The sequence below is a fragment of the Pseudanabaena mucicola FACHB-723 genome (assembly GCF_014696385.1).
GTDB lineage: Bacteria > Cyanobacteriota > Cyanobacteriia > Pseudanabaenales > Pseudanabaenaceae > Pseudanabaena.
In genome coordinates, this window is the sequence record NZ_JACJQB010000011.1 from 32,707 (window position 1) to 49,979 (window position 17,273).

At 41.9% G+C, this 17,273-nt stretch carries 17 protein-coding genes; 11 read left to right on the forward strand and 6 right to left on the reverse strand.

From position 1 onward, the window contains the following. Positions 1–43: 43 nt before the first annotated feature. The gene (gene gatA / locus H6F41_RS07915) at positions 44–1,504 is read right to left on the reverse strand and encodes an Asp-tRNA(Asn)/Glu-tRNA(Gln) amidotransferase subunit GatA (RefSeq protein ID WP_190402933.1); all 1,461 of its coding nucleotides are present in this window, start codon (positions 1,502–1,504) and stop codon (positions 44–46) included. A gap of 198 nt (positions 1,505–1,702) precedes the next feature. Here gatA and H6F41_RS07920 point away from each other — a divergent pair, with 198 nt between their 5' ends. From H6F41_RS07920 to msrA, 5 genes are all read left to right on the forward strand, one after another. Then, a complete protein-coding gene (locus H6F41_RS07920) occupies positions 1,703–2,107 on the forward strand; it encodes an STAS domain-containing protein (protein WP_190402980.1) in 405 nt (134 codons plus the stop codon). 368 nt (positions 2,108–2,475) lie between these two features. Next, positions 2,476–2,871: a Mini-ribonuclease 3 gene (locus H6F41_RS07925; protein ID WP_190402934.1), complete on the forward strand. Its 396-nt coding sequence runs from the start codon at positions 2,476–2,478 to the stop codon at positions 2,869–2,871. Beyond that, positions 2,868–4,421, forward strand: a complete 1,554-nt coding sequence (gene rlmB, locus H6F41_RS07930; protein WP_190402935.1) for a 23S rRNA (guanosine(2251)-2'-O)-methyltransferase RlmB — start codon at positions 2,868–2,870, stop codon at positions 4,419–4,421. The genes H6F41_RS07925 and rlmB overlap by 4 nt, the downstream gene beginning before the upstream one ends. Positions 4,422–4,565: 144 nt before the next feature. Continuing rightward, on the forward strand, positions 4,566–4,862 hold the full coding sequence (locus tag H6F41_RS07935) for a DUF1816 domain-containing protein (protein ID WP_190402936.1): 297 nt from the start codon (positions 4,566–4,568) through the stop codon (positions 4,860–4,862). A gap of 132 nt (positions 4,863–4,994) precedes the next feature. Further along, complete coding sequence (gene msrA, locus H6F41_RS07940) at positions 4,995–5,648, forward strand: peptide-methionine (S)-S-oxide reductase MsrA (RefSeq protein ID WP_190402937.1); 654 nt, start codon at positions 4,995–4,997, stop codon at positions 5,646–5,648. A gap of 43 nt (positions 5,649–5,691) precedes the next feature. Here msrA and H6F41_RS07945 read toward each other — a convergent pair whose 3' ends face one another. Continuing rightward, a complete protein-coding gene (locus H6F41_RS07945) occupies positions 5,692–6,951 on the reverse strand; it encodes a glycosyltransferase family protein (RefSeq protein WP_190402938.1) in 1,260 nt (419 codons plus the stop codon). 176 nt (positions 6,952–7,127) lie between these two features. On the opposite strand from H6F41_RS07945, the gene btpA reads away from it, so the two are divergent. Next, a complete protein-coding gene (gene btpA / locus H6F41_RS07950; protein ID WP_190402939.1) occupies positions 7,128–7,994 on the forward strand; it encodes a photosystem I biogenesis protein BtpA in 867 nt (288 codons plus the stop codon). An 83-nt stretch (positions 7,995–8,077) separates the two neighbouring features. After that, positions 8,078–8,953 carry a vitamin K epoxide reductase family protein gene (locus H6F41_RS07955; protein ID WP_190402940.1) on the forward strand — a complete coding sequence of 292 codons (876 nt, stop codon included), beginning with the start codon at positions 8,078–8,080 and terminating at the stop codon, positions 8,951–8,953. Positions 8,954–8,982: 29 nt separating this feature from the next. Here the strand turns inward: H6F41_RS07955 and H6F41_RS07960 are convergent, their stop codons facing one another. Further along, entirely contained in the window at positions 8,983–9,798 is an 816-nt protein-coding gene (locus H6F41_RS07960; protein WP_190402941.1) for a transporter substrate-binding domain-containing protein, read from the reverse strand. A gap of 261 nt (positions 9,799–10,059) precedes the next feature. Between H6F41_RS07960 and H6F41_RS07965 the strand changes: the two genes are divergently transcribed. After that, positions 10,060–10,893 (forward strand): glycosyltransferase family 2 protein, encoded by an 834-nt coding sequence (locus tag H6F41_RS07965; RefSeq protein WP_190402942.1) that lies wholly within the window; start codon positions 10,060–10,062, stop codon positions 10,891–10,893. Continuing rightward, positions 10,890–11,825, forward strand: a complete 936-nt coding sequence (locus tag H6F41_RS07970) for a glycosyltransferase family 2 protein (protein ID WP_190402943.1) — start codon at positions 10,890–10,892, stop codon at positions 11,823–11,825. Before H6F41_RS07965 ends, H6F41_RS07970 begins: the two co-directional genes overlap by 4 nt. 2 nt (positions 11,826–11,827) lie before the next feature. Here the strand turns inward: H6F41_RS07970 and H6F41_RS07975 are convergent, their stop codons facing one another. From H6F41_RS07975 to H6F41_RS07985, 3 genes are read right to left on the reverse strand one after another with little or no spacing between them, the layout of a single operon-like run. Further along, the gene (locus H6F41_RS07975; RefSeq protein WP_190402944.1) at positions 11,828–12,616 is read right to left on the reverse strand and encodes a class I SAM-dependent methyltransferase; all 789 of its coding nucleotides are present in this window, start codon (positions 12,614–12,616) and stop codon (positions 11,828–11,830) included. Between the two features lie 43 nt (positions 12,617–12,659). After that, positions 12,660–13,559 (reverse strand): glycosyltransferase family 2 protein, encoded by a 900-nt coding sequence (locus H6F41_RS07980; RefSeq protein ID WP_242022966.1) that lies wholly within the window; start codon positions 13,557–13,559, stop codon positions 12,660–12,662. Between the two features lie 7 nt (positions 13,560–13,566). Further along, a complete protein-coding gene (locus tag H6F41_RS07985) occupies positions 13,567–14,814 on the reverse strand; it encodes a glycosyltransferase family 4 protein (protein ID WP_242022967.1) in 1,248 nt (415 codons plus the stop codon). A 636-nt stretch (positions 14,815–15,450) separates the two neighbouring features. Between H6F41_RS07985 and serA the strand changes: the two genes are divergently transcribed. Then, positions 15,451–17,034, forward strand: coding sequence for a phosphoglycerate dehydrogenase (gene serA / locus H6F41_RS07990; protein WP_190402947.1), 1,584 nt, complete (start codon positions 15,451–15,453; stop codon positions 17,032–17,034). Between the two features lie 54 nt (positions 17,035–17,088). Then, positions 17,089–17,235, forward strand: coding sequence for a hypothetical protein (locus H6F41_RS07995; RefSeq protein ID WP_190402948.1), 147 nt, complete (start codon positions 17,089–17,091; stop codon positions 17,233–17,235). Positions 17,236–17,273 lie beyond the last annotated feature (38 nt).

The window sequence follows — 17,273 nt, forward strand, 5'->3', positions numbered from 1 at the left end:
AAGCGAGTTGCGGCGCTTCGCGCCGCAACTCGCTTTTTGGGTTTTATATAGCAGGCTGTTGTTGATGCCATGCCGTTGACTGCTCATAGCCATAGGCAACTTGCAATAACACATCTTCCCGCAATACATTGGCAATCATCTGCAAACCAATGGGCATTCCTTTAGAATCAAATCCACAGGGAATACTAATTCCCGGTAAACCTGCCAAGTTTACAGGAATGGTCATCAAGTCAGACAAATACATGCCAAGGGGATCTTCAGTTTTACTACCTGCCTTAAAAGCCGTAGTTGGGGCGGTTGGGCAAACAAGTACATCGACTTGTTCAAAGGCTTTTTGGAAATCTTGAACAATCAACGTTCTCACTTTTTGCGCCTTGAGGTAATAGGCATCGTAATAACCTGCCGACAAAACATATGTACCGATCATGATCCGTCGCTTTACTTCTGCACCGAAGCCTTGCTCACGTGTATTTTCGTACATCTTTAGCAAGTTATCCGCATTCTCATCACGGAAACCATACTTTACGCCATCATAGCGAGCAAGGTTTGCAGACGCTTCCGAAGGCGCAATGATGTAGTAGGTGGGCAAGCCATAGCGGAAGCGAGGACAAGAGATTTCATAGACCTCTGCACCCATACTCTCCATATGTGCGATCGCATTTCTGACTGCGGTTTCCACTTCGCTATCTAGCCCTTCGCCAAAGGTTTCGGTAATCACACCAACTTTTTTGCCCTTAAGGGATTGGGTTAAATCGGGTGTTAATAATGAAGCGTAGTCAGGAATTTTAGTGTTAATGCTGGTGGAATCTTTAGGGTCATAGCCCGCGATCGCACCCAAGAAAATTGCCGCATCTTCAACGGTATTGGCAAAAGGCCCGATCTGGTCAAGGGACGAGGCAAAAGCAACTAGTCCAAAGCGAGAGACTAAACCATAGGTCGGCTTGAGCCCAACCACACCACAGTAAGAAGCAGGTTGCCGAATCGAACCACCTGTATCAGAACCCGTGGCAATTACACATTCGCCACTTGATACTGCTGCCGCCGAACCACCTGATGACCCACCGGGTACATAGTCAGTATTCCAAGGATTAGCGGTTAAGGCGATCGCCGAGTTTTCGGTGGAGCTACCCATGGCGAATTCATCGAGGTTGGTTTTGCCTACCATCACTGTGCCCGATGCTCTCAACTTGGCGGTAATGGTGGCTTCGTAGGGGGGCGCAAAATTTTTCAGCATCTTCGAGCCGCAGGTGGTGGGCATTCCCTTGACACACATGTTGTCTTTCATGCCCAGTGGCACACCCGCCAGTGCAGGCAAATTTTCCCCTGCGGCGATGGCGGCATCAATAACTTTTGCCTGTGCGATCGCAACTTCTGGGGTAACGGTCACAAAACTATGTAATTTCGGCTCTAACCGATCAATCCGATCTAAAAAATCTTGAGCAATTTCGGTTGCTGATCGCTCTTTATTTAATAAGGTTTGGCGAATTTGGGCGATCGACATCATAAAGAATCTAATATGTCATTGGGCTAAGCTCTTAAGTATAAAACTAAACCCTAGCGACTTGAGATCCGATTTCTATTCCCTGAGCCAATCAAACATCATTAATAGTATACAGATTCAAAAAATAAAGGGGGCTAAACCCCCTTTATTTTTTGAATCTTCTGGACAAGTGCGGAGAAAGCAAATAGAATATATCCGCAAATTAAGGTACGCTCGCACCACTTGGAGGTTATTATTCCTGAACCGCTAACCCTGACTGTGAGTTTAAGAGGCAGCCGCGAAGTCAAGGACACCTATCAATTAATCCGCCTCACAGGTCTTCTCGACGCTTTTTCTGAGCCAGCCTTTAAAAAGGTCATTGGCAAATGCGTTGAGGATGGGCCTTTTAACGTGATTTTAGATCTGTCAACCATTGATTTTGTTGATAGTTCTGGATTGGGGGTTTTAGTCCAGATGGCAAAAAAGACACAAACCCTAAACGGTACGCTGCAAATCATCACCAACGCTAGAGTTACCCAGACTGTGAAATTGGTGAGACTCGACCAGTTCTTGTCACTTCAGACATCCATTGACGAAGCGCTAGCAAAGCTGAATCAATCTAAGTAGACATTCTGTAAATTTATTAAAATTTATTAGTGAATTTAAGTGTAGTTAGAACAGGCTAGATATACAAAAACTAAGCACAATCGATCGATTAACAACCACTAGGACTCAATAGGTAGGCAAATTAAGCGGGGCAATTTTTTCTGAATGAACTACCCGTCAAGGATTTGTAGATCTTGACAGCCTAGACCGATTTTGATTAAGTCCAATTGCGTTTGATTTTGTCAAAATCTGCCGCAATCAACCTATGATGTAAGTAAGATAAAATTTAGAGATCAAGGGGCAAGCATAACTTACTCCTTGGTCTCTAATTGTCTGAAGTTCTTTCAAGCCAATCATCCCAATATATTTTGTGATGGCATTATCCTGTAATGTCCTTTAGCCCAGTATTTAACAATATCGCTGAGATCCCTGTCTCTGCCCTAGCTTATATTGGAGATGCTGTGTATGAAATGCAGATGCGGTTGCATTACTTATTGCCGCCGCGCACAGCCAAACAGTATCACCAACTTGTAGTTAGTCAAGTTAGAGCAGAGCAGCAAGCACACCTTCTCGAAAAACTCGATCTCACAGATTTTGAGTGCGATCTGGTCAAACGCGGGCGCAATGCTGCGGGATCTGCACCACGTAAAGTTGATCCTCGTATTTACCAAAAGGCAACAGGATTTGAAACACTGATTGGTTATCTTTATCTAACCGATCGCGATCGCCTTGACCAAATTTTTACCCAGCTAATTAGCCACATCGATACACCAGCGCCGCTATGACAACGCAACCTAGACTCAAATCTAAAGAAAATTCTGATCGCACCAATTCTGATCGCCCTAGCCGAGACACCGATCGCAAATTTGAAAAGCGTTCTGACAAGTCTTTTGATAAACCCTTTGATAAGTATGCCGATAAGCGCTCTGACCGTAGCGCAGGAAAATATTCAGACAATAAGTACGGTGACAAGCAAAGATCGGACAGTCGTCCTGAGCGTGGTGGTGAAAGCTCTTTTGAGAAACCTTACAAGTCCGCTGATAAATCCGATAGGTACTCAGACAAGCGTTCTGATAGTCGTTCCGATTCCAAGTATTCTGGCAAGTCTGATAAATATGCAGGTAAATATGCAGACAAGCGCTCTGACTCCAAGTATGGCGGCGATCGTCGTCCTGAAAAGAGCTATGAGAAGCGCTCCGATTCTTCGTCAGAGCCAAGGTTTGATCGCAAATTTGATAAACCCATTGGCAAGAAGTTTGGCGACAAGTTCGCTGAGAAGAAGTTCGGCGATAAAAAATTTGCTGATAAGAAATTCGGTGATAAAAAGTTCGGCGATAAAAAGTTTGAACGCAGCGATCGTCCCGAACGCTCAGATCGCTCTGATCGTGGGGATCGCAATTTTGGAGATCGTCCTGAGCGCAACTTTGGCGATCGCAAATTTGATCGCGATCGCAATTTCGGGGATCGTCCATCCGTTCCTAATTTTGAGCGGCGCTCGTTGCCGCCAATTTCCCGCAATGTTGATCCCGATGGCGAACTAGGGATTGCTGCGCCAGTCCATAATCCAGACAATCCTGATATTGTTTACGGTCGTCATGCCGTTGAAGCAGTACTAAATAGCGATCGCAGCATCAACCGCGTGTGGGTAACCCCCAGATTGCGTTATGCTCCCGACTTCTTGCCGCTCATTGATGCCGCCAAGTCATCGGGGGCAGTTGTCGATGAAGTCGATAACCTGCGCCTTGATCGGATTACCGACAATGGCAGACACCAAGGTATTGCCGTACAGGTTTCCGCCTATGAATACACTGACATTGATTTGTTAATTGCTAGTGCTAAAGAAAAATCTGCACAGCCCGTGATCGTTATTGCTGATAGCATCACCGATCCCCACAACTTAGGCGCGATTATTCGCAGTGCCGCCGCCTTGGGCGCACAAGGTCTAGTCATTCCCCAGCGTCGCGCCGCAGGCATTACTGCCACAGTTGCCAAGGTTGCCGCAGGTACATTGGAAGTCCTGCCCGTTGCCCGTGTTGTTAACCTCAACCGCGCCCTTGAAAAGATCAAAGAAGCGGGCTTCTGGGTCTATGGCACTATGGCAGGCGCGAGTGAACCGATTCATAAAGCCAAATTTTCAGGCGCGATTGCCTTGGTAATCGGCGCAGAAGATGAAGGCTTGAGTCTTTCTGTTCAGAAAAACTGTGATTTTCTGGTGTCTATACCTTTAGAGGGAAAAGTAGAAAGCCTGAATGCTTCAGTTGCCACGGGAATGGCGCTGTATGAGATTTTTAGACAACGTTGGGTGAATACGTTAAACCTGAACAATTTGTCTTGAAGTCTTGTTTTAAGTTATATAAAGATATAGAAAAGCTTTAATATCTGGTGAGGTTTGCAATATCTGGTTTACCGAAGATATTGCAACTCCCTACAGTTAAAGCTTTTTCCTCCCCTAAACCATTCACTCTAGTTATGTAAAATCATGGGTGGTAATTTGTTTAAGAATATATTTACCTCAGCTCTCGAAACATTTGGTCTCGCGGTATGGGTCGAAATCGTTACTGATTCGCCCCGTTGTACTTACTACTTTGGACCATTTGCTAGCACATCTGATGCTGAGGAAGCCAAAGTTGGCTACATCGAAGATTTGGAAGCAGAAGGTTCTAAGGGTATGACAGTGATGGTTAAACGCTGTAAGCCCGAAAAATTGACTATTTACGATGATTCACTGGATTTTAAGTTAGACCGTTTTTTTGCATTTAGCGGTCAGACTCTATAGTCATCATTTTGATGAATGAATTGGGGGGCTATAGCCCCTAATTTTTTGTGAGATAAATGCATAATTTAAGATTTGCAAAAATCTATAAATTTTCAAATTTTCAATCAATTTTTTAATTTTTAAAACAACCGTATGTTATTTGGATTTGGTAAAAAACTAACCCTTCCCACGGCAGCAGATGCTCTCCCTGGAAGGACAACCAGCATCCCTACCGCTTCACACCATTTTGTGAATGGTCATGCTTTAAAGCCACCTTTTCCTGAAGGTATGGAAATAGCTGTATTTGGTTTAGGTTGTTTTTGGGGGGCAGAGCGCAAGTTTTGGCAACAAAATGGGGTTTATGTGACGGCGGTGGGCTATGCCGCAGGACTAACACCCAACCCCACTTACGAAGAAGTTTGTTCGGGGATGACAGGACATAACGAAGTTGTTTTAGTTGTGTTTGATCCTAAGTTGATCAGCTATGCCGATCTGCTCAAAGTATTTTGGGAATCGCACAACCCTACCCAAGGAATGCAACAGGGCAACGACAAAGGTACTCAATATCGGTCGGGCATTTACGTGTATAACGATAACCAAAGAAAACTTGCTGAAGAATCGAGGGAGATTTATCAGGATGCTCTCAAATCGTCGGGAATGAAACAGGGCATCACTACAGAAATTCGTGATGCTGGTGAGTTTTATTATGCTGAGGGCTATCATCAGCAATACCTTGCCAAGAATCCAGGGGGATATTGCGGCTTAGGCGGTACAAATGTTTGTTACCCCACTGCCGTAGCATCCTAAAACTCAAATAACAAAAAATCCTCGCAAAGCGAGGATTTTTTGTTTAAAGCATAGAAATCGCCATCTCAGCAAGTTTAGTAGCTGCACCTGCCTCACCACACACTTGCTTTAAGCGATCGCAAATTTTGGTCAGCTCATCAGGATGCTCAAGATAAAAACTAATTTTTTCGGCAACTTGGGTCGGCGTTAATTTACCTAGCATCTCTGGCACAACCATCTCACCTGCCCAGATATTTGGCCAAGCTAACAGTTGCCCTTTCTTTTCAATTTGGGCAATCAGGATAGCATTAATGACCATCCCTAAGGATTTGCCTAGCAATGGCGTAGCTGCCAATAGCCCCAGAATGCCATCCCAGCCAACCTTCATATCCGTAAAGTTTGTGGGTAATAGTACGATCATCGGCTGATTTAGTGCTGCTAACTCGGCGGTATTTGCGCCAACTGTCGTCACACAGATCTGACTACTTTTGATTAGCTCATGGGCAGGGAAAGCGCGATGAAGTTTAATCACAGTACCTTTAGCGGTGACTAGGTTCCCATCATCAGTTAAGTTGGCTGTAGAGCCTGTACTGTCAGAAGTCGGGAAAACATTTTGAGCATATTCTGCAAGAACTTCAGGGGTGGTGGTTGGCGCAAGGGCAATTACAAACTCTAACTCAGGACGTTGTTGTTGCAAAATATCTGCGATCGCAACGACCAGAGGTACACCGATTTTAAGCTTGTGTCCCTTAGACCCGGGCATAAAACAAATTCTTTGGTTAGATGCAGGATCTCTAACGACATCTTGTCCCGATTGATCGACCATCAAATCACCAATCACCCGTGCCTTGTCACGAAATGGAGACGGGATGCGATCGGCAATCGTTTGATTCCTGACGGCAAAGCTATCTGCCCAGCGATACCATCGTGCTTCCCATTCGGCATAAATCAGGGTTTTATAGCCCAGTCTTTTTGCGATCGCAAGGGCAAAAAATTGATCGCCGCCCAAGAAAATGACAATCCCCTGCTTTGCCCATGCCCAATCGGGAGTTCTGCCCCACAGCAAAAAATCAAAAAACTGATCCTGCGGTAAAACCCGTGCCACATTAGGGAAACTTTTGGCTAGTTGTGCTTCCTGACCACTAGCATTTTGGCAAGGGGATAGGGCGATCGAAATGCGAATTGAGGATCTATGGGAATCTGTTGGCGATGCTGTTTCTAAAGCGCGTAGAAATGGATATACCCATGTAGTTAGTTCCCCAGGACCATTCGACAGAATCAAAATATCTGCGGAAACATCAGTGGAGAAAGGGATATTAGCCATGTATAACGTAGACAAATGATTGCGGACTATGTTTACTTTAAGGGACTTGATCGGTTTATCGGTAGAAATTGAAATGAGGGGATCGAATTCACGATAAAATTATGCACTCATAATCAAGTTAAATTAAAAGTTAGTTACCCAGCTTTTTACCCAAATTTTTTATAAGCGTCACGCATGTGGATTTAAGTAGTTTATTTGATACACCGAAACCCGTAATTGGGGTCATCCATCTTCTGCCCTTGCCGACTTCACCACGTTGGGGTAGCAGCCTCAAAGAGGTCATGGATCGAGCAGAACAGGAAGCAACCGCACTCGCCGCAGGTGGAGTGCATGGAATTATTGTTGAGAATTTTTTTGATGCACCATTTACTAAGGATCATGTTGATCCTGCGGTAGTTAGCGCCATGAGTCTGATTGTCCATCGGGTCAAGCAGATGGTTGGTATTCCTGTCGGCATTAATGTTTTGCGGAACGATGGTCATAGTGCCCTTGCGATCGCCTCCTGTGTTGGTGCAAAGTTTATCCGTGTCAATGTGCTGATGGGTGTCATGGCAACTGACCAAGGCATTATTGAAGGTGATGCTTACAAACTCTTACGCTATCGCCGCGAACTAGGCTCAGATGTCAAAATCTTTGCTGATGTGTTGGTCAAGCACGCCCAACCTATTTCTGTACCGCAAATATCTGCGGCTGTTCACGATACGATCCATCGTGGGCTAGCCGATGCCGTGATTTTGTCAGGATGGGCTACGGGGCAAGCACCAATATCAGAAGACCTCAAGGAAGCAAAAATTGCTTGCGGTGATACACCTCTATTTGTTGGTTCTGGCGCAACTTGGGAAAATGTACCGCAGTTGATGGAATATGCAGATGGTGTAATTGTCTCTAGTTCGCTCAAACGTAATGGTCAAATTCAACAGTCGATTGATCCCATCAGAGTTAGTCGTTTTGTCGATGCGGTGCGACTAGATATTGCCAATAAAAAAAACAAGCATCTTGCTGAAGAGCAAATATTGCGATCGCCACCCGTATCAATTGGTTAAAATTTTATAGAGGGTCATCACCTCGTCATTGGAGGTGATGCTCGCAAGTTTTATTAGTAGGTAGGTACAAATTGTCAGGAACTATGCGAAAACGATCTGAGCCGTGGTTGCATCGGTGGTCGCGCCCTGCGATCGTCGCTTTGACTTTATTTGGTTTTTCTCTAACCACTTATTTGACCGTAACTCATTTTTTTGGACAAAAAGTTGCCCTATGTGATGTCCAAGGTAGTGGCTGTGACTTAGTGCTAAGCAGTGAATACGCCAAGATTTTCGGAATTCCTCTGACAATTTTTGGGGCGCTAGGCTACCTCACGCTAGGTCTATTGGCGGGATTACCCTTAATCTTAAAAAAGGATGATCCCAAAGCTCAAGCCCAACTCAAAGAAACCGCCAACTTCTTGATGTTTATGGTGTCTTCGGCAACCTTTGTTTTTAGCGGCTACTTGATGTATCTATTAGCATCAGGCAGTATTGGCGGTCAGCCACAGGTTTGCCTTTACTGCATTTCTTCAGCAGTGACGATGACCACAATTTGGTTGCTGACCATTTTTGGCAATGCTTGGAAAGATATAGGCAATCTATTTTTTACAGGGGCGATCGTGGCAATCGTCACGCTGACGGGGACACTCGGTGTTTATGCTAGCCAGGGCAAACTCTCGGCTCAGAGTAACTCGTTTGCAGGACGATTAGCCCAACACTTAACTACCACTAATGCCAAGATGTATGGCGCATATTGGTGTTCACATTGTGAAAACCAAAAGAGAAAGTTTGGTGAAGCTCAAAAGCTAATTCCCTATATTGAATGCGACCCTAATGGGGAAAAGTCCCAAACTGCGTTGTGCCAACAAAAAGGAATTAAAGGATTTCCTACTTGGGAAATCAACGGCAAGATGCTTTCGGGTGAGAGAAGTTTAGAAGAATTAGCTAATGAGTCTGGATATACAGGCGATCGCAGCTAAAAAAAGAGAGTGCCAAGCACTCTCTTTTTTTATAAGCCCCAAAAATTTGCGCGTTCCTTTAGCCAGTCATTTTTGCGCCATTTTTCAACAATCGCCATCACCTTTTCGCGTAAGTCTAAATGTTGCAGTCCACGCGGCATTGCGATCGCAAAACTATGCACTGCCAAGGGTTGTCCAACCACTGAAAATTCAGGATTTTCGGTCAGCCATTGCGTTAGGTTGATGCGATCGCCCACAAAAGCGGCAATCTGCCCATTTTGCAAAGCAGCTAATCCCTCTGCATAGGAATTTGCACCGATAATTGCCGCTTTGGGGAATTGCGATTGAATGGCGGCAATCGCTGCTGAATTTTTGAGAGCACCAATTGCAGAGGTTTGCTTGATTTCTTGAGTCGTGATGTCACGCTTCCCGATCGCCACCGTACTGTCGGTGTAGTAGGGCAATGAAAAATCTATTAGACGTGAGCGATTTGTTGTGACCGTAATTTGAGCAATTGCTACGTCAATTTGATTATTTTGCAAGGTAGATAGGCGATCGCGATTTTGGACTGGGACTAGCTCAACGGGGATATTTAGTTCCTTGGCTAATTCACGGGCAATATCAATTTCTAGCCCTACTAAGTTGCCACTGCGATCGCGAAATCCCAAAGGCGATAGATTATCTTTGACCCCAATTCGTAACTTACCGCGTTTTTGGATTTTTTCGAGGGTATTAACTTCTGGAGTGATCGATGATGGCGATTCTGTTGCGATCGCAAATTCCTCATGAAAGAAAAGTTGTAGAAAATTTGCACTACTAAATAAAGCGAAGCCATTCAGGAAGGCGATAAAAATTAGCCAATTCATGATCACCTCTAGAGACAATAACAATGATTACAGCGCTTTGCACTTACTTAAAACCCAGAAATATTTTTAAAAGCGTCGCTTTTAAAAATATTTCTGTACTACATAAAGCCTCAATAGGCTGTATGTGTAGTTTAAGCAGTAAACCTAGACTTTCTTACTAATTTTATATGATGAAATAAGCTTTTCTGATATAGCATTAGTTATAGTTACTTTAATTTTTAGTTACTACTTGTTTAGTTGTTTAGGTAAGTTAGAGCGAAAATGACTCGTTGCTACATTCTTTTGCCAGTTCACAATCGACGCGATATCACTCAAAATTTTATAGAATGTCTAAAATCTCAAACTTATCAAAACTATGAACTAATCTTGATTGATGATGGCTCCATTGATGGAACAGCACAAATGGTAGCGAGTCAAATATCTAATTTAAAGATAATTACGGGGAAAGGTAATTGGTGGTGGGCAGGTGGATTGCAACAAGGTATTAACTGGCTAAAAACTAATATTCCTGACTCCAAAGACGTGGTTTTGATGATTAATGATGATGTATTTATAAAGCCAGATTTTCTAGAAATAGGCTTAAAACTTCTACAAAGAATGCCCAATACATTATTACAAGCTCAATGCTACAGTATGCAGACAGAGAACTGTTTGGATGTGGGAATAAACGCTGATTTTAATACCTTTACTTTTAGTACGCCTAATTCCTATCAAGCGATTAATTGTTTGTCAACGCGAGGCTTATTTATTAGTTGGCAAGACCTGCAAAAGGTAGGAGATTTTTATCCAAGACTATTACCACATTATTTGTCAGATTACGAATTCACAATTCGGGCATACCGTAAAGGCTTAACTTTATGCACCCAATCAGACCTGAAAGTCTGGCTCAACGAAGAGACAACAGGATTTCATCCTAGGGGGAAACTTCAATTCACCTCTATACTAAAAAGATATTTCTCTAGACGCTCTTCATCAAATAAAATTGACTGGACAATGTTTGTCTTATTAGCTTGTCCCAGAGACAAAATATTAATAAACCTAGGACGAATTTGGATAAATGGGCTAGTTAAGTTATTTGCAGGGAGGGGCGCATGACCACTTGGCAGTTAAACACTCCAGTCGCCTTTATCATTTTTAATCGCCCAAATACAACTAGTCGAGTGTTTGAAGTAATCCGTCAAGCTAAACCACCTAAGTTGCTGGTTATCGCTGATGGAGCAAGAAATAATCATCTTAACGATCAGCAAAATTGTGCTGCAACTAGAGCAATAATTGACAAAATTGATTGGAATTGTGAATTACTAAAGAATTACAGTGACTATAACTTAGGTTGTCGTGATCGTGTCTCCTCTGGACTAAATTGGGTGTTTGAACAGGTTTCTGAAGCAATTATCTTAGAAGATGACTGTTTACCCCATCCTAGTTTCTTTCGATTTTGCGAAGAGCTACTCACTAAATACAGAGATGATTCGAGAATCATGCACATCTCTGGTGATAACTTTCAATTAGGTAAAAAGCGTACTCAAGCTAGTTATTACTTCTCTCGCTACAACCATTGTTGGGGATGGGCAAGTTGGAGACGCGCTTGGCATTACTATGATGTAGATATGAAGCTATGGAGCCATATTCGTGATGGCAATTGGCTATATGACATTCTTGGTAATAGTAATTATGTTAAGGATTGGCACAAAAATTTTCAAGGAAGTTGCGATCGCATCATCGACTCTTGGGATTACCAATGGGCTTTTGCCTGTTGGGTACAAAGTGGGTTGAGCATTTTACCTAATCAAAATTTAGTAAGCAACATTGGTTTCAGCCGTGGGGGAACGCATACATTACGCAAAAACCTATTAGCAGACCTGCCACTAAATGCAATGGAATTTCCTTTAAATCATCCAATTGCTATAGCTAGAGATTTAAAAGCAGATGACTACACACAAAAGCTTTTATTTAGCCGTAGCTTGATTTCTAAAATACGTCGAAGACTATGGGTTAACTCAAGTAGAAATATTTTTTCTAGACTTTAAATTTATTTGTGTAAGTGTCGCAAAATGTAAAAGTAAGTCTTCTGAGAAAGATATTCTATTGTACGGATGATTTTCCAGTTTGTTGGTCTTTTATGTATTTTTTGATAGATTGTTGCATGTTTGCCTTTGCATTTACCTAACACTTTCAAACCCATCAATCTAGCAAACAGATTAAACGTATATCTAAAGTGGAAAGTTGAAGGGAGGTGACATTTAATTACAGGGCGGAAGCAATTAGCAATTATTAAGTACCCATTTAGAGATACAGTTTCTATCATGTTTTCAAAAATCTGAAGAGGATCAGTTACATGTTCTAGAACATCGGTGCTTACTAAACAATCATATTTTTTGTGTAAATTATGCACGAACTGAATTAATGGATAATCTTTACATTCTTCAATAGCAAAATTATTAGGATATGGCTCATAAATATCAATCTCAATATTCCCAGACTTATTAGCAATTATCCTAGCTAGTGTTCCAAATCCACCACCAAAGTCCAAAACATGTTTAACTGATAATTGAACAATCAAATCTGCAATAATATGACGATGTTGTAAAGATACTTCATGCTGTTCAATAAAGAAGCCATTTAGCAACCAAACTGGATGCTTATAAAAAGCAGTAATTTTTTCTTGATCTAGTATTAGATTGTCACAACCTAGATCATCCCAAACCTGATCCATCAGTTGCCACATTTGAGAAAGGCTAACAGATTTGTCTGGCAAAGTTGCAAGCAACCTTTGTATTTCTTGATATTCTTCAGAAGCTAAGGTATTGCTAATCTGCATAAATTTTAGTGGTTATTTGTGTAGTTGGTTTTACAAGCAATTTTTATTTGAATTGACTTTTACTTTCCCATCTTAATGTTATAAATCTCTGAATTAACATCCATAAAGTCAATATTTTTTTATTGTTGGGACAATACATAATAAATATATAAGTTAATGGTACGATAAATAGATGTGATTTTTTGTGAAATAGTGCATAGATGAATCCTTGAATATGATTAAGATTTAGTTTCTTCTGTTCATTATGAAAATCATTTAATAAAATAATAGATGGAGCAACAAAAACTTTGATTTCCTGAGAATTAGCACGAATAGTAAGCTCAGAATCAGCATGATAATGAGGTAAAAATGACTCGTTGTATAGCCCGATTTTAGTAAACACTTGGTGATGGATTAAAACACCATTACCTGCCAATGCATCTACCTGAATTATTTCATTATTCTTTATATGTTCGGGAATCTTTTCTAGTTCTAGATTGTGATAATTCAATTGTAAAAAATTCGCAGTTCCCCAATAATTAGTAGTCCCTATAGACCAGATTAAGTTGGGATTAGACAGATAGTTAATAGAATTTCCTAAAATAAGTGCTTGATGTTTTTTTGCGATCGCAACCATTTTTGAAATATGATCGACCTTCACGACTGAATCATCATTGATAGTAAAAATATATTCACATTTATCCTTTAAAGCTATTTTTATCCCTGAATTAGTAGCACCTGCCCAATACTCATTATCTGTCACCATAACTAAAGTCACTTGCGGAAAGCGTTTTAGAAGCTCTTCCCTTGTACCATCAGTAGAATTAGAGTCAACAACTATAATCTGAAGATTTGGGTAAGTTTGCAAAATAAATTGTCCTAAAAATCGAAACAATTTATCTTTACGATTACGAGTTGGAACCACTGCTGAAACTTTTGGGAATTCTATAAAACTACAATCCATAGTGAATTTAGCGAGACAGCTCCAAAATATTCTCAAACAAAGCTTGGTATCGCTGAGCTTGAGTCGATTGATCAAACTCTTGCAATGCTTTTTGTCGAGATTTATATTGTAAATCTCGACAGCGCTCAGCATCTCTTAATACCCAATCTATTCCATTTGCTAAATCCTGACAATCAAAAGGTTTTGCCAAATACCCTTGAAGTTTATGCTGAATCATATCGGGAATACCTCCGATGTCAAAAGCAACGCAGGGAGTTCCACAGCTAATTGCTTCCATTACAGTATTGGGCAAATTGTCTTGAGTAGAAGGGACTAATAATAAATCAACGGCTGCATACATAATTGATAGGGAAACGTCATCATGTAATTCCCCAAGATAATGACAGGGAAAACCCAGATTAATAGGAGTTTTAGGTTCTGATGCACCAAATACTACCAACTCTAAATCCTCACATAACCCAGAGTTTTTTAAATATTGCAGAGTTGGCTGAAGAAATTGCCAGCCCTTACGAGGATCACTGGTTGCACGCATTGCCCCAAATAAAATCAATTGTTTATTTTGAGGTAACTGTAATCGGTCTCTAGCTAGCTTAGATTCCAATGGCTTATAAGTCTTAGTGTCCAAGCCATTAGGAATAACCTGAATGGAGCAATTCCCTAAGAGAGAACTTGCTCTAGTAACATCGGCTAGCCAATTGCTAGGGGTGACAATTGTTAAATCCAATGCTTGCCAAGCTTTTGCTTTGCGTTCCCATACCCACTTGGACAAATCTTTTTCTCGCCTACTGTGTAATTGAGGACACTTACCACAATTAATAATGTAGCGATCACATCCTTGACTATAGTGGCACCCCCCTGTAAAAGCCCACATATCGTGAAGGGTTAATACTAATGGTTGTCGCAACTTCTTTAAAGACTCGATTTGTATAAATCCACCCGAAATCCAATGCAGGTTAAGAATATCAGGATTAATTTGTTTTACTTCACTGGGTATGGAATCAGGAATCCATTGAGGAAAAAAAGCGCCGTAGTTATCAAATTTACGGTAGGTATACAATGGAAGAGAATCAATTGTTGCTCTTGTCTTCGCAATTCCAATCTTTAGTTTTGTCTCAGGGGCTATTACTGTCCAGTCATCACTAGATTTCTCCTGTACTAGCATTTGTGATTCTAGACCAATGTTCCGTAATCCTCGGTGCAATCTATAGGCAGCGCGAGCAGCTCCACCACGAGTATCAAAAGTGCTTAACAACAAAGGTTTCAAAACAACAAATACTGTATATTACAAGAAAAATTTTCATATGCTTTTATTCCAAACCCCAAAAATCATAAAGACGTTTATTGACTATTTAAGTAGGAAATACAACAATCTAATGAACCAAAGAATACTTCGTAAGGAGTGAGATAGTCAAGAGATTGTCTCAGTCTATGATTTATTACTAATGTTCCGTGGAACAGTTTGGCTAGGTGTACAAATTTATAAGATTTACAGGCAATCAACACTTTGGACTCTCATCCTAAAGTTGAGAATATGTAAGCTTTTTAAGATCTCCACATAACACCATTTATGGAAGTGTTGAATTAAAAGGGCATTGGTTAATCGGGGATAGGGTCTAAAAAGTCCATTTCATGACGACAGATTATCTCTGTGAGTTCTTTTCTGAAAAGATCTCTAGACACTGCATTTCATTTGAATTGGTGTTCTTACCCCAATATTGCCTAAATATTGATTTTTACGCAGAGCGCAAAGCGCTGTAATATTAACCAGTAAGCAATTATTGTGATCTTAGTGTGTCTAAGCTGCGTAATATCTAGCGTTAAACATGCGCCTAGGATTTAGAGCGTAGCCGCAAACCCTCCGCTACAGGCACTGGTACATTTTTTAATCGTTATGCCCAAAGTTCTCGTTTCTGACCCCATCGATCAAGTTGGTATCGATATCCTTTCTCAAGTCGCCACCGTTGACGTAAAGACGACCCTCAGCCCCGAAGAATTGATCCAGATTCTTCCTGAATATGATGCAATCATGATTCGCTCTGGTACAAAATTAACCAAAGAAGCGATCGAAGCTGGTAAAAACCTCAAAATCATCGGTCGTGCTGGTGTTGGGGTCGATAACGTGGATGTTCCCACTGCTACTCGTATGGGTATTGTTGTGGTTAACTCCCCTGAAGGCAATACAATTGCAGCAGCAGAGCATACCCTCGCCATGATGATGTCGCTATCACGCTTTATACCTGCGGCGAATCAATCGCTTAAGGGTGGTAAGTGGGATCGTAAGAGCTTTACTGGTGTCGAAGTTTACAAGAAAAATCTTGGTATTCTCGGCTTAGGTAAAATTGGCTCCCATGTGGCATCTGTTGCCAAGTCTTTAGGGATGCGTGTCCTCGCCTATGATCCATTTTTGACCGCAGAACGTGCTGAAAAATTAGGTGTAAATCTAGTAGATCTAGAAATCCTATTGCGTGAAGCTGATTACATCACTTTACACTTGCCTAAAACTAAAGATACTGCTCACTTAATTAATGCTGAACGTATTGCTATCATGAAGGATGGTGTCAGAATCATTAACTGTGCTAGAGGCGGCATTATTGACGAAGTTGCGATCGCAGATGCGATCAAGAGTGGCAAAATCGCAGGTATCGCCCTTGATGTATTTGAAAATGAGCCTCTCGAAGCTGACTCTGGCTTGCGCGAACTCGGTGATAACGTTATTTTGACCCCTCACCTCGGTGCATCAACCGAAGAAGCCCAAACTAACGTTGCCGTTGATGTGGCTGAACAAATCCGTGATGTCCTGCTTGGCTTGCCAGCCCGCTCAGCGGTGAATATCCCTGGACTGCGTCCCGATGTATGGCAGAAACTTAAGCCTTATCTTCAACTTGCCGAAATGCTCGGTAACTTGGTTGGACAATTGGCAGGCGGTCGCGTTGACACTCTCAATGTCAAGCTCCAAGGTGAAATCGCTAATAGTGAAAGCCAACCGATCGTGGTGGCAGCTCTCAAAGGTTTGCTATCCCCTGCGCTCCGTGAGCGCGTTAACTTTGTGAACGCCAGCATTGAAGCAAAGGAGCGTGGTATTCACGTTACCGAAACTCGCGATCCTTCCGTTGAAGACTACAGCGGCTCGATTCACCTCACCGCCCATGGCAACCAAGGTCAGCAGTCGGTAACTGGTGCATTGCTAGGCAAATCCGAAATTCGCATCACAAGCATCAATGAGTTCCCCATCAATGTGGCTCCAACCCATTACATGCTGTTAACCTTACACCGTGATATGCCAGGTATTATCGGTCGCATTGGTTCTTTGCTTGGTAACTTTAACGTCAATATTGCCAGTATGCAAGTTGGTCGCCGTATGGTACGCGGTGAGGCGGTGATGGTCTTAAATATTGACGATCCATTGCCTAGTGGTTTGCTCGATGAAATCGTGCATATTCAAGGCGTAACCGATGCTTTTGTGGTGAAGCTGTAGTGTAGATGTGGCGCAATGCGTTACCCTATGAACTAGATTTAGTGGGTATGTATTATGTCAACTTCAAAGCAATATATTCCGTCAGAAAAGTATCGTCAAATGTTGGTGCAGGATGCCAATCGCCGTTTTCAGGAATGGCATAATCGCTTTCTCAGCTACCAACAGGCTTATCTCGAAGACATGAATAAGCGTAAAAAATAACAAAAAGGCTCGCAATGCGAGCCTTTTCTTTGCGATAT

What these genes read in the sequence shown, in the direction of transcription:
- H6F41_RS07945 (WP_190402938.1), bottom strand. Translation starts at nt 6,951, where the DNA reads ATGGCTAATATCCCTTTCTCCACTGATGTTTCCGCAGATATTTTGATT.
- H6F41_RS07935 (WP_190402936.1), top strand. Translation starts at nt 4,566, where the DNA reads ATGGGTGGTAATTTGTTTAAGAATATATTTACCTCAGCTCTCGAAACA.
- H6F41_RS07960 (WP_190402941.1), bottom strand. Translation starts at nt 9,798, where the DNA reads ATGAATTGGCTAATTTTTATCGCCTTCCTGAATGGCTTCGCTTTATTT.
- msrA (WP_190402937.1), top strand. Translation starts at nt 4,995, where the DNA reads ATGTTATTTGGATTTGGTAAAAAACTAACCCTTCCCACGGCAGCAGAT.
- rlmB (WP_190402935.1), top strand. Translation starts at nt 2,868, where the DNA reads ATGACAACGCAACCTAGACTCAAATCTAAAGAAAATTCTGATCGCACC.
- H6F41_RS07975 (WP_190402944.1), bottom strand. Translation starts at nt 12,616, where the DNA reads ATGCAGATTAGCAATACCTTAGCTTCTGAAGAATATCAAGAAATACAA.
- H6F41_RS07965 (WP_190402942.1), top strand. Translation starts at nt 10,060, where the DNA reads ATGACTCGTTGCTACATTCTTTTGCCAGTTCACAATCGACGCGATATC.
- H6F41_RS07995 (WP_190402948.1), top strand. Translation starts at nt 17,089, where the DNA reads ATGTCAACTTCAAAGCAATATATTCCGTCAGAAAAGTATCGTCAAATG.
- H6F41_RS07925 (WP_190402934.1), top strand. Translation starts at nt 2,476, where the DNA reads ATGTCCTTTAGCCCAGTATTTAACAATATCGCTGAGATCCCTGTCTCT.
- H6F41_RS07970 (WP_190402943.1), top strand. Translation starts at nt 10,890, where the DNA reads ATGACCACTTGGCAGTTAAACACTCCAGTCGCCTTTATCATTTTTAAT.
- serA (WP_190402947.1), top strand. Translation starts at nt 15,451, where the DNA reads ATGCCCAAAGTTCTCGTTTCTGACCCCATCGATCAAGTTGGTATCGAT.
- H6F41_RS07955 (WP_190402940.1), top strand. Translation starts at nt 8,078, where the DNA reads ATGCGAAAACGATCTGAGCCGTGGTTGCATCGGTGGTCGCGCCCTGCG.
- gatA (WP_190402933.1), bottom strand. Translation starts at nt 1,504, where the DNA reads ATGATGTCGATCGCCCAAATTCGCCAAACCTTATTAAATAAAGAGCGA.
- H6F41_RS07980 (WP_242022966.1), bottom strand. Translation starts at nt 13,559, where the DNA reads ATGGATTGTAGTTTTATAGAATTCCCAAAAGTTTCAGCAGTGGTTCCA.